22 protein-coding genes, 1 tRNA gene and 4 pseudogenes are annotated in these 23,049 nt (G+C 56.1%); 16 read left to right on the top strand and 11 right to left on the bottom strand.

Annotation, left to right across the window (positions count from 1 at the left end; all coding sequences use genetic code 11):
• The 6 genes from rplT to ACRER8_RS08655 form a co-directional block, all read left to right on the top strand.
• On the top strand, positions 1-284 hold a 284-nt coding region (gene rplT / locus ACRER8_RS08630), incomplete at its 5' end, for a 50S ribosomal protein L20 (RefSeq protein ID WP_431745915.1).
• Between the two features lie 105 nt (positions 285-389).
• Positions 390-1,406: a phenylalanine--tRNA ligase subunit alpha gene (pheS, locus tag ACRER8_RS08635; protein WP_431745916.1), complete on the top strand. Its 1,017-nt coding sequence runs from the start codon at positions 390-392 to the stop codon at positions 1,404-1,406.
• A gap of 32 nt (positions 1,407-1,438) precedes the next feature.
• A complete protein-coding gene (gene pheT / locus ACRER8_RS08640; RefSeq protein ID WP_431745917.1) occupies positions 1,439-3,820 on the top strand; it encodes a phenylalanine--tRNA ligase subunit beta in 2,382 nt (793 codons plus the stop codon).
• Positions 3,821-3,823: 3 nt separating this feature from the next.
• Positions 3,824-4,126, top strand: coding sequence for an integration host factor subunit alpha (ihfA, locus tag ACRER8_RS08645; RefSeq protein ID WP_002553164.1), 303 nt, complete (start codon positions 3,824-3,826; stop codon positions 4,124-4,126).
• Positions 4,107-4,463 (top strand): MerR family transcriptional regulator, encoded by a 357-nt coding sequence (locus tag ACRER8_RS08650; RefSeq protein ID WP_296187240.1) that lies wholly within the window; start codon positions 4,107-4,109, stop codon positions 4,461-4,463. Before ihfA ends, ACRER8_RS08650 begins: the two co-directional genes overlap by 20 nt.
• A 90-nt stretch (positions 4,464-4,553) precedes the next feature.
• Positions 4,554-4,630, top strand: a tRNA-Pro gene (locus tag ACRER8_RS08655).
• Between the two features lie 79 nt (positions 4,631-4,709).
• Here ACRER8_RS08655 and ACRER8_RS08660 read toward each other — a convergent pair.
• Both ACRER8_RS08660 and ACRER8_RS08665 read right to left on the bottom strand, forming a co-directional pair.
• A pseudogene (locus ACRER8_RS08660) lies at positions 4,710-5,873 on the bottom strand (tyrosine-type recombinase/integrase).
• Complete coding sequence (locus ACRER8_RS08665) at positions 5,759-6,082, bottom strand: hypothetical protein (RefSeq protein WP_431745918.1); 324 nt, start codon at positions 6,080-6,082, stop codon at positions 5,759-5,761. The pseudogene ACRER8_RS08660 and the gene ACRER8_RS08665 overlap by 115 nt, the downstream one beginning before the upstream one ends.
• Before the next feature lie 7 nt (positions 6,083-6,089).
• Here ACRER8_RS08665 and ACRER8_RS08670 point away from each other — a divergent pair.
• The 9 genes and pseudogenes from ACRER8_RS08670 to ACRER8_RS08710 form a co-directional block, all read left to right on the top strand.
• Positions 6,090-6,221, top strand: a pseudogene (locus tag ACRER8_RS08670) (major capsid protein); the annotation flags it as partial.
• A gap of 137 nt (positions 6,222-6,358) precedes the next feature.
• Complete coding sequence (locus ACRER8_RS08675; RefSeq protein WP_431745919.1) at positions 6,359-6,514, top strand: hypothetical protein; 156 nt, start codon at positions 6,359-6,361, stop codon at positions 6,512-6,514.
• 16 nt (positions 6,515-6,530) lie between these two features.
• Complete coding sequence (locus tag ACRER8_RS08680; RefSeq protein ID WP_431745920.1) at positions 6,531-6,716, top strand: hypothetical protein; 186 nt, start codon at positions 6,531-6,533, stop codon at positions 6,714-6,716.
• A gap of 3 nt (positions 6,717-6,719) precedes the next feature.
• Positions 6,720-6,890 (top strand): annotated as a pseudogene (locus ACRER8_RS08685) (DnaT-like ssDNA-binding protein); the annotation flags it as partial.
• Between the two features lie 838 nt (positions 6,891-7,728).
• A complete protein-coding gene (locus ACRER8_RS08690) occupies positions 7,729-7,869 on the top strand; it encodes a hypothetical protein (protein ID WP_431745921.1) in 141 nt (46 codons plus the stop codon).
• Positions 7,870-7,971: 102 nt separating this feature from the next.
• Complete coding sequence (locus ACRER8_RS08695; RefSeq protein ID WP_431745922.1) at positions 7,972-8,289, top strand: hypothetical protein; 318 nt, start codon at positions 7,972-7,974, stop codon at positions 8,287-8,289.
• Positions 8,290-8,377: 88 nt separating this feature from the next.
• Complete coding sequence (locus tag ACRER8_RS08700; protein WP_431745923.1) at positions 8,378-9,520, top strand: DUF4214 domain-containing protein; 1,143 nt, start codon at positions 8,378-8,380, stop codon at positions 9,518-9,520.
• Between the two features lie 69 nt (positions 9,521-9,589).
• Entirely contained in the window at positions 9,590-9,997 is a 408-nt protein-coding gene (locus ACRER8_RS08705; protein ID WP_431745924.1) for a DUF1353 domain-containing protein, read from the top strand.
• Positions 9,998-10,450, top strand: a pseudogene (locus tag ACRER8_RS08710) (lysozyme).
• Between the two features lie 150 nt (positions 10,451-10,600).
• Here ACRER8_RS08710 and ACRER8_RS08715 read toward each other — a convergent pair.
• The 8 genes from ACRER8_RS08715 to ACRER8_RS08750 all read right to left on the bottom strand — a co-directional run bounded on the left by ACRER8_RS08715 (position 10,601) and on the right by ACRER8_RS08750 (position 20,615).
• Complete coding sequence (locus ACRER8_RS08715) at positions 10,601-14,149, bottom strand: DUF4214 domain-containing protein (RefSeq protein ID WP_431745925.1); 3,549 nt, start codon at positions 14,147-14,149, stop codon at positions 10,601-10,603.
• A 466-nt stretch (positions 14,150-14,615) separates the two neighbouring features.
• Positions 14,616-15,080: a hypothetical protein gene (locus ACRER8_RS08720; protein ID WP_431745926.1), complete on the bottom strand. Its 465-nt coding sequence runs from the start codon at positions 15,078-15,080 to the stop codon at positions 14,616-14,618.
• A 59-nt stretch (positions 15,081-15,139) separates the two neighbouring features.
• Entirely contained in the window at positions 15,140-16,186 is a 1,047-nt protein-coding gene (locus ACRER8_RS08725; RefSeq protein ID WP_431745927.1) for a hypothetical protein, read from the bottom strand.
• Positions 16,187-16,715: 529 nt separating this feature from the next.
• Entirely contained in the window at positions 16,716-17,444 is a 729-nt protein-coding gene (locus ACRER8_RS08730) for an amino acid ABC transporter ATP-binding protein (protein ID WP_431745928.1), read from the bottom strand.
• Positions 17,441-18,103, bottom strand: coding sequence for an amino acid ABC transporter permease (locus tag ACRER8_RS08735; protein ID WP_431745929.1), 663 nt, complete (start codon positions 18,101-18,103; stop codon positions 17,441-17,443). Before ACRER8_RS08735 ends, ACRER8_RS08730 begins: the two co-directional genes overlap by 4 nt.
• Positions 18,104-18,156: 53 nt before the next feature.
• Positions 18,157-18,921 carry a substrate-binding periplasmic protein gene (locus ACRER8_RS08740; RefSeq protein WP_431745930.1) on the bottom strand — a complete coding sequence of 255 codons (765 nt, stop codon included), beginning with the start codon at positions 18,919-18,921 and terminating at the stop codon, positions 18,157-18,159.
• A gap of 55 nt (positions 18,922-18,976) precedes the next feature.
• A complete protein-coding gene (locus ACRER8_RS08745) occupies positions 18,977-19,333 on the bottom strand; it encodes a RidA family protein (protein ID WP_431745931.1) in 357 nt (118 codons plus the stop codon).
• A 25-nt stretch (positions 19,334-19,358) separates the two neighbouring features.
• Positions 19,359-20,615, bottom strand: coding sequence for an NAD(P)/FAD-dependent oxidoreductase (locus ACRER8_RS08750; RefSeq protein WP_431745932.1), 1,257 nt, complete (start codon positions 20,613-20,615; stop codon positions 19,359-19,361).
• Between the two features lie 232 nt (positions 20,616-20,847).
• Here ACRER8_RS08750 and ACRER8_RS08755 point away from each other — a divergent pair, with 232 nt between their 5' ends.
• On the top strand, positions 20,848-21,684 hold the full coding sequence (locus tag ACRER8_RS08755; protein WP_431745933.1) for an IclR family transcriptional regulator: 837 nt from the start codon (positions 20,848-20,850) through the stop codon (positions 21,682-21,684).
• A 338-nt stretch (positions 21,685-22,022) separates the two neighbouring features.
• On the opposite strand, the gene ACRER8_RS08760 is transcribed toward ACRER8_RS08755, so the two are convergent.
• On the bottom strand, positions 22,023-22,676 hold the full coding sequence (locus ACRER8_RS08760) for a GntR family transcriptional regulator (protein WP_431745934.1): 654 nt from the start codon (positions 22,674-22,676) through the stop codon (positions 22,023-22,025).
• Positions 22,677-23,049 lie beyond the last annotated feature (373 nt).

A 23,049-nucleotide genomic window follows, 5' to 3' on the forward strand; every position in this document is an offset into this window, starting at 1 on the left:
ACGGCGCGCGTTCACGCGTATTCCGTGTTGCCAAGCAAGCGGTAATCAAGGCTGGCCAATACGCCTACCGTGACCGTCGTCAGAAAAAACGTCAGTTCCGCGCTCTGTGGATCGCTCGTATCAACGCCGGTGCGCGTATCAACGGTCTGTCCTACAGCCGTTTCATCGCTGGCCTGAAAAAAGCGTCGATCGAGATCGACCGCAAGGTTCTGGCTGATCTGGCAGTGAACGAAAAAGCGGCGTTTGCTGCGATTGTCGAGAAAGCTAAAGCCACTCTGGCCTAAGTCCCCGGCAATCACCGGACCCCGTTTCGGGGTTCGGTGTTAAACGTCATAAATAGGGGAAGAGCCTTTTAAGCTCTTCCCCTATTTTGTATCTGGAGTCTGTACATGGAAAACCTGGACGCGCTGGTCTCTCAAGCACTTGAGGCTGTGCAAAGCGCCGAAGATATCAATGCCCTGGAGCAAATCCGGGTTCACTACCTCGGCAAGAAGGGTGAACTGACCCAGGTGATGAAGACCCTGGGGAATTTGCCGGCTGAAGAGCGTCCGCAGGTGGGCGCCCTGATCAACGTTGCCAAGGAGCGTGTCACAGAGGTTCTCAATGCGCGCAAGGCGTCGTTCGAGGAAGCGGATCTTGCCGCCAAACTCGCCGCCGAGTCGATTGACGTGACCCTGCCTGGCCGCGGGCAAACCACTGGCGGGTTGCATCCTGTCACCCGGACTCTGGAACGCATCGAACAATTCTTCACTCATATTGGCTATGGCATCGCCGAAGGGCCCGAGGTTGAAGACGATTATCACAACTTCGAAGCCCTCAACATCCCAGGCCACCATCCGGCCCGGTCGATGCATGACACCTTCTATTTCAACGCCAACATGTTGTTGCGCACCCATACCTCGCCGGTACAGGTCCGCACCATGGAATCGAACAAGCCGCCGATCCGCATCGTCTGCCCGGGCCGGGTGTACCGCAGCGACTCCGATATCACTCACTCTCCGATGTTCCATCAGGTCGAAGGCCTGCTGGTCGACCGCGATATCAATTTCGCCGACCTTAAAGGCACCATCGAAGAGTTCCTGCGCGTGTTCTTTGAAAAAGAACTGGCAGTGCGTTTCCGTCCTTCGTATTTCCCGTTCACTGAACCGTCCGCCGAAGTCGACATGGAATGTGTGATGTGCAGCGGTAATGGCTGCCGTGTCTGCAAGCAGACTGGCTGGCTGGAAGTCATGGGTTGCGGCATGGTTCACCCGAACGTGTTGCGCATGTCCGGCATCGATCCGGAAGAGTTCCAGGGCTTTGCCTTCGGCATGGGTGCAGAGCGTCTGGCCATGCTGCGTTACGGCGTCAATGACTTGCGCCTGTTCTTCGACAACGACTTGCGGTTCCTCGCGCAATTTCGCTAGGTCGCCCGTAACGAACTTTTTAGGAGAGCAGGATGAAATTCAGTGAACAATGGTTGCGCGGCTGGGTAAGCCCGCAAGTATCCCGTGACGACCTGGTTGCACGTCTGTCGATGGCTGGCCTTGAGGTCGACAGCGTGACTCCAGCTGCCGGCCTTTTCAGTGGTGTAGTGGTCGGCGAAGTGTTGAGCGCCGAACAGCATCCGGATGCCGACAAGCTGCGTGTGTGTCAGGTTAGCAACGGTGCAGAAACCTTTCAGGTTGTGTGTGGCGCGCCGAATGTGCGCCCCGGTCTGAAGATTCCATTCGCCATGATCGGCGCCGAATTGCCGGGCGACTTCAAGATCAAGAAGGCCAAGCTGCGCGGCGTCGAGTCCAACGGCATGCTGTGTTCGCAGGCCGAGCTGCAGGTGGGCGAGGGCAACGAAGGTTTGATGGAACTGCCGGCGGACGCGCCGGTGGGCAGGGATTTTCGTGTCTATCTGGAACTGGACGACGCCAGTATCGAAGTCGATCTGACGCCGAACCGTGGCGATTGTCTGTCTATCGCGGGCCTGGCCCGTGAAGTGGGTGCGCTGTACGACGCCAAGGTTGCACGTCCGCAAGTGGTTGAAGTGCCAGCTGTTCACGATGACGTGCGTCCAATCGAAGTCCTGGCTCCGGCTGCGTGCCCGCGCTATCTGGGCCGCGTCATTCGAAACGTTGACCTATCGCGTCCGACCCCGCTCTGGATGGTCGAGCGCCTGCGTCGTTCCGAGGTGCGCAGCATCGACGCTGCTGTAGACATCACCAACTATGTGATGCTGGAGTTGGGTCAGCCGCTGCACGCTTTCGATCTCGCCGAAATCAATGGCGGCATTCGGGTCCGTATGGCCGAAGAGGGCGAGAAGCTGGTTTTGCTGGATGGTCAGGAAGTCAGCCTGCGAGCAGATACCCTGGTCATCGCTGACCACCAGCGCGCCTTGGCCATCGCCGGTGTGATGGGCGGCGAGCACAGTGGCGTTAACACCGCGAGTACCCGTGACATCTTCCTGGAAAGTGCTTTCTTCGATCAGATCGCTGTTGCTGGCAAAGCTCGTTCCTATGGCCTGCACACCGATGCGTCGCACCGGTACGAGCGAGGGGTGGACTGGCAACTGGCCCGCGAAGCCATGGAACGCGCCACAGGGTTGCTGCTGGAAATCACCGGTGGCGAAGCCGGGCCGATCACCGAAACCGTCAGCCAGCAGCATCTGCCGTCGATCGCGCCGGTTATCCTGCGCGCCGAACGTATCGAGCAAATGCTGGGCATGCAACTGGATGCGACCGAAGTCGAGCGCCTGCTCTCGGCGCTGGGCCTGCAGGTGTCTTCGCAAACCGCTGGCCAGTGGCGCGTTGAAGTGCCAAGCCATCGCTTCGATATCACACTCGAAGTCGACCTGATCGAGGAACTGGCGCGTCTGTATGGTTACAACCGTCTCCCGGTTCGCTACCCGCAAGCCCGTCTGGCACCTCAGGCGCGGGCTGAAGCTCAGGGGGATCTACCTGCATTGCGCCGTTTGCTGGTCGCGAGGGGCTACCAGGAGGCGATTACCTATAGCTTCATCGACCAGAAATGGTTCGAGCTATTCAGTCCGGGTGTAGAACCCCTGTTGCTTGCCAACCCGATCTCCGCTGACATGGCGGCGATGCGTTCGTCGCTGTGGCCGGGGCTGGTCAAGGCCTTGCAGCACAACCTCAACCGTCAGCAGGACCGCGTACGTCTGTTCGAAAGCGGGTTGCGTTTTGTCGGCCAGCTGGAAGGTTTGAAGCAGGAGCCTATGCTGGCAGGTGTGATCTGCGGCAGCCGTTTACCTGAAGGTTGGGCGCAAGGACGCGATGCGGTGGACTTCTTCGACGTCAAGGCTGACGTGGAAGCGGTACTGGGCTTTGCGGGCGCTTTGGATGATTTCCGTTTCGTACCTGGAAAACATCCAGCCCTCCACCCAGGCCAGACTGCCCGTATCGAGCGCGATGGCCGCGAAATTGGCTATATCGGCGCGCTGCATCCAGAACTGTCCAAGACTCTTGGTCTGGACCGACCGGTTTTCGTTTTCGAGCTGGTTTTGGCAGATGTTGCCAAGGGCCGCTTGCCGAAATTCCACGAGTTGTCGCGTTTTCCGGAGGTGCGCCGCGACCTCGCACTGCTGGCGGATCGTGAGGTTGGAGCCACTGCGGTACTGGACGTTATTCGTGAAAATGCAGGGGAATGGCTGACAGACCTCAGGCTATTTGATGTTTATCAGGGTAAAGGCATTGATCCGCATAGAAAAAGCATCGCAGTTGGCTTGACCTGGCAACATCCATCGCGCACTCTTACTGACGATGAGGTAAATGCTTCGACGCAGCAAATTCTCACCTCGCTAGAGGAAAGGTTAAACGCCACGTTAAGGAAGTAGCGTATGGGGGCTCTGACGAAAGCTGAGATGGCCGAACGTCTGTACGAAGAGCTAGGCCTGAATAAACGAGAAGCCAAGGAACTGGTAGAGCTGTTCTTTGAGGAAATCAGGCACGCTCTGGAGGATAACGAGCAGGTCAAATTGTCCGGATTCGGAAACTTTGACCTGCGAGATAAACGCCAGCGACCGGGTCGAAATCCCAAGACAGGGGAAGAAATTCCGATTACGGCTCGCCGTGTGGTCACCTTTCGCCCAGGGCAGAAATTGAAAGCCCGAGTTGAGGCATATGCTGGAACCAAGTCATAACGACGAGCTACCGCCTATTCCCGGCAAACGCTACTTTACCATTGGTGAAGTCAGTGAGCTCTGTGCGGTGAAACCGCACGTTTTGCGTTATTGGGAGCAGGAGTTTCCTCAACTCAACCCGGTCAAACGCCGCGGAAATCGTCGGTATTATCAGCGACAGGATGTGCTGATGATCCGACAGATTCGCGCGCTGCTTTATGACCAGGGTTTCACCATTGGTGGCGCGCGACTACGCATGTCCAGCGACGAGGTCAAGGATGATTCTCTGCAATACAAGCAGCTGATCAAACAGATGATTACAGAATTGGAAGACGTATTGATCGTGTTGCGTAAGTAACGTGTTGGATGAAAATACTTCCATAATTCAAAAGCTTAGGGTATATTTCTCGACGCTTTCTCAAGAAGCCCAAACAGATTCACGCCTAGTCGGGGCGTAGCGCAGTCCGGTAGCGCACTAGCATGGGGTGCTAGGGGTCGAGTGTTCGAATCACTCCGTCCCGACCATATTTTTCAATGACTTAGGCCAATGTTCGCAACATTGGCCTTTTTCATGCGCGTGACTTTTGCGTGACTCTTCGATTTTTCATGCCTGCCTCCGTTTCAAAATTGTCAGCACCGGACCACGTGAATCAGTTGCTGATACCATGTTCGCAGCTTCAATCAGATGACCGAGCTCAGCGCCCGAGTAGTGACTGGTGATGCTGCCGTTCTTGTGCCCGAGCAAGGCCTTGCGATCCTCCTCTGTGACACCCGCCGCCCGAAGGCGACGGCCGAAGGTGTGCTTTAAATCATGGATCCTGATCGATAGATAGCCAGGGTGAGCGGGGCGGAGATGTTACTCCTGCCAGAGTTTCGCCGCGCGCACCCGCGCTTTTTTCCAGGCCGAGTCGTTCATTCGGTGCAGGGCCGTGCCGTTGTAGGGGAAAACCCATTCCTTGTGGATGCCGCGCTGCTTGTCGATGATCGACTTCGCCACGGCATTCAGCACGACTAGCCTGTCATCTCCATTCTTCACACCCGAATTTTCATGTCGCCCACCAAAATCGGCGGGAATCAGAAAAACGCTGGTGCCAAGCTCCGGCACCGAGATCTCCCAATCCCACCTCAATTTGCAGACTTCCTGCTCGCGACAGCCAGTGTTCACCTTGAACAGGGACATCGTCTGCAGGTGTGCTGGCAACTCCCCGAACAGAATAGACTGCTCCTCCCATGACATCGGGTAAGGTTTGCGGCTCGACTTCTTCTCTTCCAGCTTGGTGAGCATCGGCACACTGTCCAGCCATGGCCGCCGCTCATCGTCTCGCCACTTCCTGGCACACAACGATAAAACTCGAACCACACGCTCGATCGAGATATTCACCGTCCTGTTGCTTACGCCTTTCTGCACCTTTCCGTCTGGGAGCTTCTTTGTCGTCAGCCGATCCTTGATGAAGGGCTCAAGAGCTTGATCATCAATATGCGTCAGCGGCATGTCGCCAATAAAAGGATCAAGCTGCGAAAGGTGATGCGCGGACAGCTTGAATGACGGTTGATCCTTGATCTCCACCAAAAACTTCATCGCAGCATCGCGCCAGGTCTTCACCTGACGCACGCCGTAGACTTTCTGCTGCCGGATCTGCTCAAGGCGGTGAATCAGGTAGCGTTCTGCTTCTTGTCGGTCAGCTGTGCCAGTAGATTCGTAAAGTCTTTCGCCGTTGATTTTTTTGTCGATATGCCAGAGCCCGTTCCTTTGTGAGAGGCCTGTAATCGTTTTTCGCGCCATTGTGTATCTCCTTTCTGGCGCTCGCTGCGGGGCAATTGTTGCGCCCCTGCGCCTTTTTTATCAATCGCTTTGGCCGCTACGTACGAGGATGCCCAGTCATCAAGCTCCTGCCGGTCGAAGCCGACACCGCGCTCGCCGATGGGGAACTCGTTCACGAAAGGCCGCACGATCTGGTTGAATAGCGCGAGGTTCATGCTCAGATACCGTGCGGAAGGCACAGTGAACATCGACGTGCTCGGCTACAGCTGGAAGGCCGACACTGGCGGTTCGAACCCGACGCTGGCTGCTGTGGGTTCTCCTGCTAACTGGGTCAAGCACGCAGGCAGCGACTAACCCCTCGCACCACAACGCGGCCAGCAATGGCCGCCACGGAGAACATCATGGAACTCATTTACAGCAATCAGCCTGATGGCTTCTAGTCGGGCAAGCGCTACCGCAACCCCGAACTATTCCGTTCGATTGAGCGCGGCGTGACGAAGGTCGTGATCGTGGGTGATTACCCGGAAATCGAAAAGGCCTACAAGTCTGCGGAGGTTGATGTGGAGGTGCAGGCTCGCAAGACGCCCGTTACCTCTCCAGCAGCCAAAAAAGGCGGCGAAGAACAAGGCCGCCGCTGGGAAAGATAAGGCGACCAAGTCGACGTTGCCAAATGAAACCAACGGCACGCTCAAAGACGGAACCTCAGATGAGCCGACCTACATCCCGAAACTGGACTCGAACGACCAGTGGATCATCATCGCTCGTGACGGTGTACGATTCAGCGACTTCGTAGGCACTGCCGAGGAAGCGAAAGCCGAAGCTGACCGCCTGAATAACGTCAAGGAATAACGCATGCTCATCATCGAGGACGGTACCGGCAACCCTGACGCTGAGAGTTATTCGAGCGCGTCCGATCTGGCCAGTTATGCCGTGAAGTTCGGCGTGACCATTCCGGATGAAGAGGTTGCTCAAGAAGCGTTGCTGCGCCGGGCCGCCTTGGTGATGGATGGCATGACGTGGAAATCCGCTTGGCAATCCTTTGGCATTAGCCAAGTCTAAAACAGGCGCCACGCCATCCAATCCCCCCCGGGTCTACGACATCTATTCAGGGTCCTGAACAATCACTATCGATACAACGGGATATAAAAAAATTAGAGTGAAAGGTATCGGTGGCGGCGCGGACGGAAGTGGATATAACAGCGCTATTGCAGGCGGAGGCGGGGGTAGCGATTCAACACCAATTATTTCAATATCCACGCAGCTAGTTGATATAACTTACTCGATTGGCGCTGGCGGAGCCGCAGGGGGACCCAACAATTCACCGGCTGTAAGCGCTGGCGGGAACACAACCGCAAGCGTGCTGGGTTATTCGATTGTTGCGGGTGGGGGCGGACCAGGTACAAGCGGAGGCGCTGGCGGTTTATTGGGTTTTAAGGGCGGTGATGGTGGTCCCCGAGTTGGTACAAGCGCCGCAAATTATAAATCGGGCGGTGGCGGTGGTGCGGCAGGATTCAGCGCTCCTGGGGCAAATGGTGGATCAAACTCCGGCGCTGGGGAGGCGGCGACATTGGATGCCGGAGCCGGCGGCGGCTCATCCAATCCTAGTGGTAGCGGCGGCGGCCAAGGGGCAGCAGGAGCAGCGGCTTTTAGTAGCGGCGGCTTAGGTGGAGCGTCAGCTAGCGGTCTTCCATCAAACGTAAAAGTTGGCATTGGTGATGCGGCGACCCCAATCGATAATCCAAGCGCAACTAATTTTTATGGCGGTTCGGGGGGGTATCGGCGGGGGAGGGGGAGGGGCCAGCTCATATAATTCAAGCGCTCGGGGAGGCGCTGGTGGATCGGGCGCATTGAGGATCGAACTATGGTAAAGGTCGAAAATGGAAAGGCGTCCCGCGACGCGCTGCCGGACTTTCTGAAAGGCCTGGGGATGGAATCGCTGCTGGAGCTTTCATGGACCGATCCATCATTGGGGGTGCAGGACTCCGCATGGTGGCCCGAATAAAATGCTGACGGCGAACTTGGCACGAACAAGAAGTGGGGCGCCGAGGTGCTGACCCTGGACGCTGACCGCAAGGTCGTGATCGTAACTCACAAGCAGGTCAACATGACTGCTACCGAAAAGGCAGACCTGGATGCCCCGATTCAGGCGGCTACCACCGCGGCGTTCGAACAGGCGGTCCAGTCCAAGCTGGACGGCTCAGCACGGGATGCAGGCTACGACAGCATCTTCACCGCGATTTCCTACGCCGACGAACCCGCCGTGCCGCGCTTCCAGGCAGACGGCCAGGCCTTCCGTCGCTGGCGCTCATTGGTATGGGATTACGCGCACACTGAACTTAATGCAGTGCTCGCGGGGGAGAAACCGCAGCCGGACATCGAAACGTTTCTCGCGGCGCTGCCAGTTCTGGATTTGCCGACGTAACCGGTATCCGGGTGGATTTCGGCTCTTCCGATATCTGCATTAATAGTGGCAAAATGGAATCCCGCTGAATATACCCAAGGAAGAAACTATGACCACCATCGAGAACCAACAACTCATCAGCTCTCTCTACGTTGCGGCTTTTGGGCGCGCAGCAGACAAAGGAGGTTTGGCCTACTGGACAGAGCAGGTGGACGCTGGGCTGTCTTACGATGCGATGATCACCAGCTTTTTGAGCAGCCAAGAAGGTCTGGCTCTTGTCGGCAGCGATGTGAGTGACCAAACGTTTTTGGACAATCTGTACGGGAACGTACTGAGTCGTGCGCCCGACACAGCCGGCGCCGCGTATTGGCAGGATCGCTTGGACATTCTCGAAAATCGCACGCAGTTGATTAAAGAGTATTTGTCCTCTATAACCAGTAGCGGAGGTACGGACGCCCAGCTTCTGTCAAACAAGATCGAATCCAGCCTGAGTTTCGCTGCTTCAGCGTCCGGTGATAATCTGATTTACGCCAAGAGCCTGCTAAGCGTTGTAACAAGCGACCCTGCGTCAGTGGCTACCGCGAAAGCTCTGAACGATATCTTCGACAATCCCCAACCTTCCATCCCTCCAGTGGTTGTTCCACCTGTAACCATAACCCCAAAATTTGTGTTGCATGAAGACACGGGAACGTCAGCAACTGACGGCATTACAAAAAACGGCGCGATTGATGTTACCTTACCAACTGGCACGACATCGTGGGAGTTCACAGCGGATGGCGGGCAAAGCTGGACGCAGGGTACCGGAACCAGCTTTTCGCTTGCAGAGGGCGTCTATGCTGCGGGCTTAGTTAATGTCCGATATGAAAAAGGCGGCGTAACCACTGAAATTGGCAGCACAGAGTATTCAATCGTCGTTGATCAAACGGCGCCATCTGTCACAGCTTTCATCAATTCTGGTTTTGGTTCAACTAATGGTGTTCAACACTACAGTTTCCAAGCTAGTTTTAGCGAAAATGTAACTCAAAATCCCGCCTTCACCGGGGGCGATGCTACCTACGAGTATCAATCGGTCACGACCCCTCTTACTATCAATTCTATTTCTGGGAATAACGTAGCCTTACAAGGCGAGACTGCTGCTCTTACTTCTAAAACTGTGGAAATCATCATCCCAACTGGCCAGTACGTAGACGCGGCAGGAAATGAGTCGAGTGGCTACATAAATAGCAACTTCACTACTCTAGCTGCTGGCTAAAACTTAACGCATAGATTGGTGACGAATCGAGCCCGCCGAGTGCGGGTTTTTTTTTCGCCAGGAAAAACCATGAGCCAGTTCACAACCACACTGAAAACAGACCAGATTGGAAAATGGACACATGTCCTCCTCGATGACCTGGTGCTGGCCGACGACGAACAAGGCGTCATCACCGTGCTCTCTGGATTCACCACGGAGTTTGCGAGCATCAAGGTTCTGCACAACGCCTTTCTGTTCGTGCTGTTCGCGCTGGTGTCTGGGTACGGCAACTATGCCGCGACCGTGCATGACTGGCTGTACACGACAGGCGAAGTAACCCGGAAGGAAGCCGACGCCGTTCTGTACCGCGCGCTGCGCGCCGAGGGCGTTGCCCGATGGCGGGCCTGGCTCTTTTGGGCCGGTGTCCGAATAGGCGGCGCCAAGCAGTATTCCAAGACCCCGACCAGTTCGGGGTTTTTTACGCCTGGAGAAAAGTAAATGCGCACATCGCAGAAGGGTATAAGCCTGATCAAGTCGTCTGAAGGACTGTGCTTGACCGCGTATCCAGACCCTGCCACCGGTGGAGCTCCATGGACCATTGGCTACGGCGCCAGTCGCGGAGTTACCAAAGGCATGAGAATCACCGCCGAGCAGGCCGAGCGGATGCTGCTGAACGATGTAGGTGGCTTTGAGCCTGAGATCGAGAATCTGGTGAAGGTGCTGCTGAATCAAAACCAGTGGGATGCTCTCATGAGCTTCGTCTACAACCTCGGATCCGCCAATCTGGCGTCGTCCACATAGCTCAAGCTGCTGAATGCTGGCGATTACGTGCGCGCTGCAGATCAATTCTGTCGCTGGAACAAGGCCGGAGGCAAGGAATTGCCGGGTCTGACCAAGCGTCGCGCAGCGGAGCAGGCGCTGTTTCGAGGTGGCATGAGCGAGTCAGAATAGCAGTGCATGCTACGGGGCCGCTTACGATAGCCTGAGGAAGAAGCTACGGAGCATCCGGCCATTAAATAGGACCGACCTGACAGTATGCGTTAGTACACCGTCAGGTCGCAGACCTGCAGACGTTTCTTGCAAGTCACTTAGCGGGTGGCGTCAGCCAATGTGGTCGATCAAATTAAAAGACCCTACCCCATGTACGACTCCGACAAGCTGTATACCATCTATGCTGGCGGAACCTGAGTTTATATGCGCCTGGTAGATGGCAGCACCTTGGTTGCTGTCGATGACGAAGGTATAGGCGCCGGTAGTCCCTGTGGAGACATTGACTGCTCGTTGTAAATTGGCCGAAGCGCTGGAGACGTCGGTGGCGTCGAACACCGTGAAGCCTGGAATGGCGCCCAGGTTCTCTACCAAAATTACCCCATTGTTGCCTACGTTGATGATGTCGTTGCCGGAGTCGGAGATGCCTTGAAGACCGTTTGTTTGCGCAACGCCGCCTAAAGTCAGTTTTATGTTGTCCGATGCGGTGTTGAAATTGTTGATGGTGGCGTAGTGGGTGCTGTCGTTCGTGCTAGCGCTTATTTGGGCGCCACCGTTGTTGAACGTAAACAGGGTGTTGCCGGCGGTGCCGATTTCATCCACCGCCTTATTGAAGCCGCTACCCACTGTCGATGCGCCTACCGATATGTTAACCGTGGAGCCAGCCTGCACGCCAACAGTGGTCAGCGCACTTTCCAGCAATCCCAAGTTTATGTTGCCCGTGTTGGCGATGTTCATAGTGGCGGAGGAGGCGTTATTGACTGTAAATGCCAGAGGGGAGGCATGAAATACAGCGGCTTCATCTGCGCTCACAGTGACCGTTGCAGCACCGCCCGTGCCGTCGATGATGAGCTTGGCCCGGTGTGCTGTACCTGTGATGGTGCCCCCGGATATATCAGACCCATTGGCAATACCGACGGCGTCGATGGAGCTGGACGCGTTCAGCTCCAGATTGCCGGTGAAGTTGGCGACCTTGACGTGGTAGGTGCTGCCCCCGTTGTTGGACACGTCTTTCACATGAATGGCGGCGTTGTTGACGATGTTGAACGTGTTGAAGCTGGTGGTGCTGAGGATGTAATTGTCGACGCTAGCGCTATCGGTCAAGGTGCCCGAAGTGGTGATGGTGACACTGTTGCCAGCGGCGGTGCCCCCGGACGCGACGATGACGCCGTTGGTTAGCCCGTTGTACTGCGCCGTCGTCATGGTGATGGCGCCGTCGAGCGAGAGCCCCTGGACGTGAAGGGCGGCAGCGCTATTGACGCCAGTGACATCCACCGTACCGGTAGCGGCCAGTTTTTCGTTGGTGCTGCCCAGAGACCATGTGCCAGTGTAGCTACCAGTGCCGACGGTTATGGTGTCGCCCGTGCCGCTGCCGCTGACTCTCGCGGCCGTGTTCCCGGTGAGGGTGATGTTGCTGCCGCCTGCGGAAGCCAGGTTGTAGGCGCTGAAGATGCTGCTGCCGGGCGCGGCGGTGATGGTGCCAGCGTTGGAGAATGTGGCAGTGTTACCGGCAGTGATTGCGCTGAAGGTCAGGTTCTGATACTGCGCGGTCGTCAGGCTGAGGACATTGGCCGTGTCAGCGGTGAAGTTGAGGTTGGTCGCGCTGGACAGAGTGACGGCAGCGATACTGCTGTTGCCGCTGATGTTGATCGCATCGCTGGCGTTGAGCAGGTTCCATGTGCCGGTAGCGGCGGCGCCGCTCAGGTTGATGGCGACTACGCCGGTCGAGGCGCCGTTGATGTCCTGATTGGTGGCGGCAGTGTTCACGCTGAAGGTGCTGGAACCGCTAGCACCCAGGTTGTAGGTCTGAAAGGCAGAGCTGCCAGCGATATTACCGCCATCAGTGATGGTGACAGAGGCACCGGGCTGAGTGTTCAGGGTGCCGGTGAAGCCGGCGTACTGTTCGGCTGTCATACTGATGCCGGGGGCGGTGCCGATGAGCGTGAGATTTTCGGCAGTGGTGACGCCGCCGCCGTTTACGCCGCTTAGGTTGGCGCCATTGCTGGCAGTGAGCGTATCGCCGGTGCCATGCATTGCCCAAGTGCCAGTGGGGGCTAGGCTGCCGATAGCGAGGGTGACATTGTTGGTCGCATTGCCATCGCCGACGCTCTGTGTCGCAGCGCCCAAGGTGACGCTGTTACCGGCTAAATCGGCTAGTGTCCAGTCCTGCACGTTGGCTGCCAGCGTCTGGTCGGTTCCAGCGGTGGTGAGGGTGACGGAGACGCCCGTGGTGACCCGCGAGGTGTCGATGGTGCCAGCCTGCGCCGCCGTCATTGTGTAGCCCTGGCCGCTGGAAAGTGCCAGTTTTGTAATACCACTGGTGTCGATGGCAGCGATATCGTTAGCGGTGTCGAGCGTGGCGGTCACGCTGTCGGCACCGGTGAAGGTGCCGCTGTTTCCGCTCAGGTTCGCCAAGCTATCGACCACAGCGATGGTGCCGGCGCCGTGGTTGCCCAGTGCACCGGGAGTACCGTTGACTCCGATCTGGCCGAGGGCGGCCTCGGCTTGGGTAAGGGTGTAATTCTGGCCGCTGGTGAGCGACAGGCCGGTGAGGCCCGTAAAGTCGAAGCTGCCGGTAGTGAGATCGCCGCCGGTGGATGAGGCGATGGCGATGCGCTTGTCTGCTCCGGCGTTCAGGAGCTGGGTGGCAACGCCGGTGGTGAAGTTACTCAGGCTGTCGAGCACGGTTGTGACTCCGGCGTCGGTGAGCATGCCTATGGTGCCGCCCGAGCCGATGCGGGCGAGGCCGGCTTCTGCTATGTCTAGGGAGTAGGCTTGGCCCGTGGTGAGCTGGATGACACTCTCGCCGCTGGCATTGAGGCCGGCAAGGTCTTCACCGCTGGCGCTGGCCACGATGACGCTGCTGCCCGTGCCGGAGAAGCTGGCGTTGGCAGCCAGAGCGCTGCTAATGGTGAGGGTGCTGCCGGTGGGTACTTCATAGCCGGCGATGGGCGTGGTCAGCGTGGCGGTACCTGAGCTGCTGGTGAAGGTTTGGGTCCCGCCGCTATTTCCGCCTGTATTGGTGACGGTGATATCCGCGCCCGCATTGGTGAAGGAGACGATGTCGCTACCGTCCTTGGTGGCAGTGAATGCTGGGCTCGCAGGTGAACTCGGAGGTGAAGATGTTCCGGTGGCAATGATGACGGCATTAGTCAGGTCGGACTGTGCCGTTGTCAAGCTAGCGCTGGTGGCGTCAACGTCACTCAGGAAGCCGCGAGCATACGCGAACGATGTGGAACCTGCATAACCCGCCTTTTCAGCAGTTGTATCGATCTGTGCGGTGAATGCATTAGCAACGGTCAGTTTGTTGTCGGCTGCCGTAATGTCGTTGGTTTGCGCGCCTTTTAGAACGGCATAAGCTGCCGCTGCACTCGACACGTTGCCGGACGTGATCTGTCCTAGCCAATAGGTTAGGCCCGCAGCATCTGGTACGCGATTGAAGAGGTAGTGATAGATGGTAGTGATGATCTGCTCGGTGGACATCCCGCCGTAAAGCAATTGGGATTCCTGAGAAACGGAGAAGCTGTTCAAGATTCCAGTCAGATTGCCTCCTGCAGCATCCGCCTCAGCAGCCCAGTAATCGAGGCCAGCGGGATCCGCAGGACGCCCAAAGTAGGCGATATAAATCTGCTGAATCGAATCGAGGTACTGCGCGGCTGCCATGAGGACTGCTCCTGATGAATATTAGAATATGGAGGCAGAACGCTAGCATAGATTGCTATGGCGTTCTAATAATGTTGTCGGCTGGAACATTTCGATAGGGTGACACTTCGACTCGATGATGCCCTGCCTCATCAATGCCTCGCTATTGCGTCTTAGCGTGGCATGCGCGTCGATCTAGTCGGGCCGTTGAGTTTGGACACTCAAACAGCGTCGGAGGTAGGCAAACGCTGCATCGGGACAGGCTCGAGTTACGGTGGTCAAGCAGCCGTGAGACCGCCGCCAGCGTAGATCATGGATGTTTGCCAAATGCCATCATTGTCGTAATGGCCGCCATGCTTACAATGCGCCGCACACTCTTCAAGGGCGCTGCAATGGATCCGCGACTTGCCGGACTTTCTTTTCTGATGACGCTCGCCTGGGTCGCTGGGGTGTTGGCTGTCATGTGGCCTGCCTACTGAACGTCTGGTTACACTGCGTCGCTCGCGGGCGGCAGAGCAGTCACCATTGGCCAGCGGTCATGAATCCACGCGTATTCCTCCGGCGGGGAAGTAGTCACCACATAGACCCGCCGACCTTCGCCTTCCCCAATCACTAAGCACTCCAGCGCGTAGCCTTCGTTTATATCGACCCAGTGCGAAACGCGCTCCGCGTCTTTTTCCATGTACCGACTGATCAACCCCAGCGCCCGCTGCGGGTGGTACTTTCCCCATCCCCCGCGCTCCACAGTTTCCAACTTGGCCCATCCTCCCTGCGGGCCTTTGCCGGGCTGTTCTCGTCTGCGCCCCCAAGGCACCCAGTCCAGATCGGTGCCGTCCTCCAACACCACAGGGAAGGCGGCCTTCGGGTTCGGGAAGCAAACCTTTACCGCCCGGTACGCTCTGTTTTTGTCCCTTGCTTCCACGCCGCCGCACATGCCATGTCTCCTGATCATTCAGATGTCTCGATCGGTTGACATCATCGGCATCGGGGCTGCCTATTTCGTGTGCTCTGTCAGGGATGCGCTCTTTTTTTCGACACTGGCGTAGAGGTCGGCGGCTTCCATTCTACTATCGCCTGTCGCATTGCGACCGCGTCGGCTGCCTGCTGTGCATTTTGCTTCGTTTGAACTGCAATCTGCTGGCGTAACAGATCCTCGATCAGCTTTTGCTGCACGCCGTTCTGCTGATCCAGATCCTTGGCAACTTGAATCTGCCACACAGTAACAAAAATCGTCAAAACCGCTGAAATCACAATCGCCCATGCTGCTAGAGCTAGGCCTTTGGTCGCTTGGCGGACCGCTATATCAGAGTTTCGCTGACCTTCTTCAACCTGTTTAAACCATTCGGGCAGAACCCTGCTCACGATGGTGGAATTCAACCCTGCGACAATCTCAACAAGATCATGGACTTTCGCTGCGGTCTCTTTTGAAGCCCTAATGCCGTCGGCTGTTGCGCGGGCCATTGGCGTATCTTCGTATGATGGAAACCTCACGCGGACTGATTCGTGGTTCAACTGCGATAGCAAGGACGCCTTAGGTACAGTAGTTTTGAGCATCTCGGCTTGGGCATCAGCGGAACTCTTTAGAGTATCAAGCGCGTAGGCCTGATTGCGTAACATTGATAGGTCGGCCATCTGACCCTGAAGCGTGTTAAGCGCACCGGAGCTTAGGAACGAGTAGCTAGATTCGATAGATTTGTGCAGAGCCTTCATGGCTTTGGCGTCGGAATCGCGCTTTTCCCGTCTGGCGGTATTTAAACGCTGTCCAAGTTCGGCTAACACATCACTTGTCGAAACTTCACCCCAGCCGTTGTGCGCGCATATTGATATGGCCAGCGCGGCTTTGTCAGTGTCTGTGAGCGCCTGAAACTCCTCTTCAGCCAGCGGGCTAAAATTACGCTTATCCTCTTCCCGGCTACAAAGCAGCATCAACCCTTTAACGCCGAGCTCCTGGGCTTCGTCACCGGCAATATCCTTCCAGTCGCCCCCATTGACCTTGCGCACATAGACCGGGCCCAGGCTTGTGGTAACGAGAGCTTTGGGACGATAGAGGTCAGACAACCTTAGCCCTGATTTTTTGGGAGGTGGCTTTGCTCTGAATCTTCTGGGCTGTCGATCATCCTATCTACCATTTTGGCTGATGCCAACGATTATATAGCGCCATTATGCCCACAGTGAGCGATGCGCGCTCCTAGATCTAGAAAATCCCGGTATAGGGCTGTTCGTGGAAAATAATCCAACAACCGCCGCGCAAAACCTCCTCTGCAGGCCGCGTGATTTCGTTTGCAAAATCACAGGAAACGCCGTGTTTTGCAGGTCCTTTTATCGGCAGTTTTACATACGAATCAGGGGGGTTGCGCGCCAAAAAGGCCCAGCATGGGGTGCTAGGGGTCGAGTGTTCGAATCATTCCGTCCCGACCATATTTTGTAAAGGGAATCAGCCACTTACGGGCTTGATTCCCTTTTTCGTTTTTGGCCTGCGCAAATCTGCGCAAAACTGTGTAAGTCCGCACCGGATTTGGCACAAATTTGCGCCGCTTTTGGCACTATTCAGCGCGCATTCTGACGAAGCACTCCAGCACACGCGGGATCAAGAATGGGAAACGCGGCGCAGGAAATCCTTCATTCGATCATTCGTGGGATTGCTCAAAATCTCTGATGAAGATCCTTGAGCTACGATCTTGCCGCCCTCCAGAAATAGCGTTCGGGTCGATACGGCTCTGGCAAACCCCATTTCGTGCGTCACTACAACCATGGTCATGCCTTCCTGAGCGAGGCTCTTCATGACGGCCAACACTTCGCCGACCAGTTCGGGGTCGAGCGCAGAGGTCGGTTCATCGAATAGGATTGCCTTGGGCTCCATCGCAAGCGCTCTGGCGATCGCGACGCGCTGCTGCTGACCACCGGAAAGTTGAAGCGGATATGCGTCATACTTGGCACCGAGGCCGACGCGGTCGAGCAGTTCCTTGCCACGTTTGCGAGCTTTGTCGAGGGACTCACCCTTCACGTACACCGGGCCTTCGATCACGTTGTCTAATACAGTGCGGTGAGGGAAGAGGTTGAATCTCTGAAAAACCATGCCGACCGAGCGGCAAATCTGCCGGATGTTCTTGGACTTCGCCTCGACCTTCATGCCGTCAATCGTGATCTGGCCACCGTCGTAGCTTTCCAGTCCGTTGATACAACGAAGAACCGTCGATTTTCCCGAACCCGATGGGCCGATCAAACACACCACTTCGCCCTGCTTGATCTCCGCGCTGATGCCATGGAGTACCTGATGTTGGCCAAATGATTTGGTGATATCGTCGATGCGGATCATCGTGCGCTCCTTTTATATTTGCGTTCAAGCCAGCTGGCCAGCCCCATCAGCGGCAAGCTCAGGCACAGGTACATCAACGCCACCAAGGTGAAAATATTGGCGTTATTGAACGACGCCGCGGCGATTAGTTTGCCCTGCATGGAGAGCTCCACAACGGTGATGATCGACGCCTGAGACGAGTCCTTCAGCAGCATGATCATGTTATTGCTGTACGGCGGAAGCGCGATCTTCAAAGCTTGGGGGAGAACTACACGGCGCATGGTCATTGCGCGGCCCATGCCGATGGATTGAGCAGCCTCGTTCTGACCGGGATCAATGGCTTCGATGCCAGAACGAAACACCTCGGCCATGTAGGCTGAGTACGCCAGCCCCAAGCCGATTGCACCGGCTTGAAAGGCACTCATGTCCACACCCATTTCTGGCAGCACGAAGTAGAGGTAGAACAGGATCACGATGATTGGAATGCCGCGAATGGCATTGGTCAGATAGCGTGAACCCTCGGCCAGGAATCGCATATTGCTCACTCGGAGCAGCGCCCAGAATAGCCCCAAAACCGTTCCTATGATGAGGGCGCAAAGAGTGAGCCCTACAGTTGTCCAAGCACCCTCCATAAGTATCGGAAAGTACTCGATTGCCTGATTGAAAAAACCTTCAAACATAGAATCGCGTCCTCACAATGCGGGCAACGTCGAGTGATGCCCGTGATTTCGAATCAAAGCTTATTCACGTTCCACTTGGTGAGGATCGCGTCCAGGGAGCCGGTCGCTTTGATCTTGGCTATACCGCCATTAATACGGGCAAGCAGTTCACTGTTGCCTTTGCGCACTGCGACTCCTATGGCGATACGGATCTGCTTCTTGTAGTCGTCTGCCACCCGCAGCTTGCTGGATCCAGACTGTTTAACGGTGTAAAGCATCACCGGACCGTCCCCGACAGCGACATCGATGCGGCCCAAAGCAACCTCGCGAATCATGTCCGACATGCTGTCGTACATACGCAACTCTTTGATGCCCTGCTGGGCTTTCATTGGCTCGACCGACACCGTGCCGGTCTGTACGCCAACGGTCTTGCCTGCAAAATCAGCGCTACTGTGATAGGCGGTTTTGTCTTTGGTGTTGGCGACGACCTCCTCGCTGTAGGCGAACAGCTCATCGGAGAAATCCACCACCTGAGCGCGCTGTGCATTGATAGCGAACGCCGAGCTGATCATGTCGATCTTGTCTGTCTGCAGTGACGGAACAAGTCCGCCAAAAGGGATGGGGCGCAGGTCAGGCTTGAATCCGAGCTCCTTACCCAAGGCTTCGGTGATATCGATCATTACCCCTTGAAGGGTGTTGGTTTTTGTGTCCAGAAAGTTGAAAGGTACAGCGGTCGGTGTCGCACCTACGCGCAGTATGTCTTCGGCCTGGGCGCTGCCTATCAACATGGGAATTGCCAGGGCCGCGCAAGTACTCAGCTTGATCAATCGGGAAAGCATCGGAAGTCTCCTGAAGTGGCGCAATAATGGGGAATGGTTGTGTGCGAATATGTAGTCACGCAGCTGCCGTGACGATAACTTCAACGAGCATGTCCGGGGCGCCAAGCAATGCCTGGCATGTAGCGCGGGTGGGAGCACAGCCCTGTGGCAGCCACGTATCCCATACCGCGTTCATACCTTCAAAGTCGTTGGCTATGTCCTTGAGCCAGATCTGCGCTGTCAACAATCGGGTTTTGTCGCTGCCAGCAGACACGAGCAACTCGTCGATGCGTCTAAGCACCTCGGTGGTCTGGGCTTTGATGTCCCCGCTTCGGTCGGCGGCGACCACGCCTGCAAGATGGACCGTGCCCGCATGCACGACGATGCGGCTCATTCGGGCGTTGGTCTGGTGACGGGTGATGCAATGAATCATGGTTAGCTCCTTTGCGTTGAATGGGTCAGAAACGGCTGATCGAAAATGGCGAGAGCGTTCTCTGGGCGCTTGCGACCCCTGACATTGCCTGCGCAAGCAGCCGACCTGTGCCGGCTGAACCGGTCAATCCGAGATGCCCATGGCCAAAAGCGCACCACAGATTTTTTTGGTGCGGCACTTCGCCGATGACGGGAAGGGAGTCAGGGAGACAAGGGCGATGCCCCATCCATTCGGCCGGGGATGAGATGTTGAGGTCTGGGAGTCCTGCCTTGGCATGGCCTGCAAGCAATCCGGCGCGGACGGTGCTAGGGGGCCTTTTCAAGCCACCGAATTCCACAGTACCAGCGACCCTCAGGCCGTTCTGCATTGGCGTGATGAACACCTTTCGGTCTGCCAGGACAACTATCCGCCGCAGGTCAACACCGCCCCCGGCGAAGCGCAGGTGGTAACCGCGTTGTGACTCAAGCGGGACTTTTATCCCCAACGGACGTAGCAACTGCGCAGACCACGCGCCGGCGGCGAGCACCACCTGCGTAGCGAAATAATCGGCCGCCCGACCGCGGATGCTCCACCCTGTAACGTCTCGTGAAAGGCTCTGGACGTGATCACGGATGAATCGCACACCTCGCGATTTAAGATGATCTGCTATTCGCGAGGCATAAAGTTTTGGCTCCTTGACCCAAGGTTGATCAGGCAGGTGATATCCCGCCTGGTAATCCGAGCTGACTGCAGGCTCCAAAGAGCGAATTTCTGCGCCGCCAATGTGCTCCGCAATCAAGCCGTACTGCCGCTTCAATGCCCACGCAGCATTGTCTTTTTCGAGGCTTCGCTGATCCGGATATAAGTGCAGTTGGCCGGTGTCGGATATCAGGTCCCGGCAGCCGGTCCTGCTCGCCATGTTCTTGTGGTCCGCTACGGCGTTCCCGATCAAGGCGTGAAGCGCTTGAGCAATTTCGGCGACCCTGGTTTGACGCGAAGCAGCCACAAAGCGGGCCATCCATGGAGCAACCTGAAGCAAATATCCGGTCGGCACATAGAGCGGCCCGGTGGGATCGAGCAGCATGCTAGGGGCCTGTTTCAAAACACCCGGCATAGCCAAAGGTGCCACGGCGCCGGACGCGAGCGACCCCGCATTGCCCGAGGAGCATTCGGCACCAGGTTCGGAGGGGTCAATAATCGTCACCGGCATTCCTGCCTCGACGAGGAAGTAAGCGGTACAAAGGCCGACGATGCCAGCACCGATGACAATCGCCTCCGGACGGTGAAGTTGAAAATTTGCCATCTTCAGCAGAACTCACGAGTAGATAGATATCCCTCATAGATGCAGAGCTTGGGCCGATTCCAATATCCTCGTATCGCACAGCGATATGGTTGAGTTTGAATAAGATAGATAAGGACATGATGATTTAAAAAGGAGGCGTTAAAGTGCAGCTGATGAACGCGGCGGTCACCGCAACCGCCCTGTTTCAGTGCTTGGCACACAGCGTTGCACCATAATTTCGCCGGAGAGCTTCATGGAGCCACATGAGTCACCACTTTTCGTTCAGTCGCTGGCAACGGGCTTGGCCGTCCTTGATTCATTCACGACCGAGCGACCCACGATGAATCTCAGGGAGATCTCTGAAGCTGCGGGTGTTACCAAAAGTGCGGCGCAGCGTTTCACTCATACGCTGGTCGCTCTGGGACTGTTACGAAAAGACGCAGCGTCAAAGCGGTTCTCGCTATCGCCACGTACGCTGGACAATGGATATCGCTACCTGCAGGCGCACGTCCTGCTGGAACGCGCCAATCCGTATCTTCTGGACTTGAATCGCCAGACAGGCGAAACCGTCAACCTTGCCGAACTCGACGGCCTGGAAATGGTTTACATCGGACGGTTTCCGAGCCCGCATCGCGCGGTCGTGCATATGCCAGTTGGCAGACGTCTGCCTATCTTCTGCTCATCAGCAGGCCGCGCGTTCCTTTCGTCTTTGCCCGATGATCAGGTAGAACAAATGCTCGCAAGTATGGAGCGGCCGAAATTTACGCCACATACCATCACGGATATCGAGACGCTGATGAGCATTATCGCGAAGGTTCGTGAAACAGGTTTTGCATACAGCATTGAAGAGTTCTATCTCAGTGACCTTGCGTTTGCCGTGCCCGTTTATAACATCAGGGGGGAGCCGGTCGCCGCAGTGAATTTATCGGTCTCGACAGCGTACTGGAGCTTTGAGCGAGCCACCTTGGAGCTTGTGCCAAAGCTGATCCACACCGCGAGAATGATCTCCACGACTCCACCGACGTTCCGTGCGATGGAGCCGTTTCAGATCGGCTACGGCAAGCTGAAGGAAGGCCCTCATCATCGATAATTGATCCTGAGTGAGGGTTTTTTTTTCAATGCCACAGGCTGTCAGCAACAATGCAGGGATGGCAGATCAAATCCATGCCTTCCAGCATCGACTACTTGATCAAGCGCGCTCGTATGCGGAGTCGCATCGGACTTGGCCGGGGAGGAGAGGGGGGAGGTATTTCGGGGAGGCGAAGAACGCTGTCGCTGATCTACAGCCGAAGCCACTTGTTACTTGGCCCCCGAAGGCAAGATCGCAAATCACCGGCAGCAATCTTTAACATGTCGACTGTCATCGCTTCTTGCCTGACGATTTAGAACTTCTCACTCCTCTTTGTGTGAATAGGAAAATTCTAAGTCTTAATCGGCCATTTGAGCGATGGCAGATACTTCGACTTTGTCTCGAAGGTGGCGCCGGAGGACATCGCCCAGAGCGAGGCTATCTCGATCCCGCAATGCGTCGACCATAATTTCATGATCTTTTATCGCGCGCGACCAATAGCTCGTGCTAATTTCGGCTGTAAAGCGCACATGTCTCACACGTTGGTTCAAGTTTTTGTAAACATTAATTAACACGTCATTTTTAGAAGCTTCGACTATTGCCTCATGAATCTGCTGGTTAACCAGAAGGTATTGCTGCATGTCGCCGCTTTTGTAGTGAGACAGCATTAATTTATGGAGCATTTCGATATTTTCAAACTCAGCCTCATTTATACGCTCGCATGCTCGCTCACCGGCCAGCGCTTCCAAGGCCTGCATAACCTCGAAAGTATTTCTAAGGGACGCTTTGGTTAACTTGACGACACGAGAGCCTCGATTAGGCATCAATTCGACGAAGCCTTCAAACGCTAACACCTTGAGAGCCTCTCTCAAAGGTGTGCGGGAAACACCAAACTGTTCGCACAACTGTTTTTCTGGGACCCGAGAGCCAGGGGGTAATACGCCCTGATCAATCATGTCACGAATACGGGCGGCTACCTCCCCATGCAAAGTGTTCTGTTTAATCTTATCCAAGGGTATTCACTCAAAGGCGCGATTGCTTGTTCCCATTCCGGGTTTACAAGCAGACTAACTAGATGAAAAGTCAGTGATGCAAATTTCAAAGCCTTTATGTTAGCTTCGTATCGCTTTATGCACAAGTCATACCATTGCCAACCTACCTATTGAACATACATCCGGCCCTCTCGCCCTCCGATACAAAGGCGGCGACGTGTGCTGACACAAGCGCCACGTCTGCCGGACGCGGAGAACCAAGAGGACCGACCGCTGAAACGAAATCCATTACCATATCCGAAGAAACCGTAAATCACATGATCGACAATATCGGTTTAGGGTCACGCGTGCCTCATCGAGCATCGCCTATCGTCGACCTCAATGGGGCATGCTT

Source organism: Pseudomonas sp. (assembly GCF_050739935.1).
GTDB lineage: Bacteria > Pseudomonadota > Gammaproteobacteria > Pseudomonadales > Pseudomonadaceae > Aquipseudomonas.

Excerpts from the sequence above, each read along its gene's own strand:
- ACRER8_RS08730 (WP_431745928.1), bottom strand. The coding sequence starts at position 17,444 with ATGATCCGCATCGACGATATCACCAAATCATTTGGCCAACATCAGGTA.
- ACRER8_RS08755 (WP_431745933.1), top strand. The coding sequence starts at position 20,848 with ATGGAGCCACATGAGTCACCACTTTTCGTTCAGTCGCTGGCAACGGGC.
- ihfA (WP_002553164.1), top strand. The coding sequence starts at position 3,824 with ATGGGGGCTCTGACGAAAGCTGAGATGGCCGAACGTCTGTACGAAGAG.
- pheT (WP_431745917.1), top strand. The coding sequence starts at position 1,439 with ATGAAATTCAGTGAACAATGGTTGCGCGGCTGGGTAAGCCCGCAAGTA.
- ACRER8_RS08665 (WP_431745918.1), bottom strand. The coding sequence starts at position 6,082 with ATGAACCTCGCGCTATTCAACCAGATCGTGCGGCCTTTCGTGAACGAG.
- ACRER8_RS08740 (WP_431745930.1), bottom strand. The coding sequence starts at position 18,921 with ATGCTTTCCCGATTGATCAAGCTGAGTACTTGCGCGGCCCTGGCAATT.
- ACRER8_RS08700 (WP_431745923.1), top strand. The coding sequence starts at position 8,378 with ATGACCACCATCGAGAACCAACAACTCATCAGCTCTCTCTACGTTGCG.
- ACRER8_RS08720 (WP_431745926.1), bottom strand. The coding sequence starts at position 15,080 with ATGATCAGGAGACATGGCATGTGCGGCGGCGTGGAAGCAAGGGACAAA.
- ACRER8_RS08690 (WP_431745921.1), top strand. The coding sequence starts at position 7,729 with ATGGTAAAGGTCGAAAATGGAAAGGCGTCCCGCGACGCGCTGCCGGAC.
- ACRER8_RS08650 (WP_296187240.1), top strand. The coding sequence starts at position 4,107 with ATGCTGGAACCAAGTCATAACGACGAGCTACCGCCTATTCCCGGCAAA.
- ACRER8_RS08705 (WP_431745924.1), top strand. The coding sequence starts at position 9,590 with ATGAGCCAGTTCACAACCACACTGAAAACAGACCAGATTGGAAAATGG.
- ACRER8_RS08735 (WP_431745929.1), bottom strand. The coding sequence starts at position 18,103 with ATGTTTGAAGGTTTTTTCAATCAGGCAATCGAGTACTTTCCGATACTT.
- ACRER8_RS08715 (WP_431745925.1), bottom strand. The coding sequence starts at position 14,149 with ATGGCAGCCGCGCAGTACCTCGATTCGATTCAGCAGATTTATATCGCC.
- ACRER8_RS08745 (WP_431745931.1), bottom strand. The coding sequence starts at position 19,333 with ATGATTCATTGCATCACCCGTCACCAGACCAACGCCCGAATGAGCCGC.
- ACRER8_RS08750 (WP_431745932.1), bottom strand. The coding sequence starts at position 20,615 with ATGGCAAATTTTCAACTTCACCGTCCGGAGGCGATTGTCATCGGTGCT.
- ACRER8_RS08695 (WP_431745922.1), top strand. The coding sequence starts at position 7,972 with ATGACTGCTACCGAAAAGGCAGACCTGGATGCCCCGATTCAGGCGGCT.
- pheS (WP_431745916.1), top strand. The coding sequence starts at position 390 with ATGGAAAACCTGGACGCGCTGGTCTCTCAAGCACTTGAGGCTGTGCAA.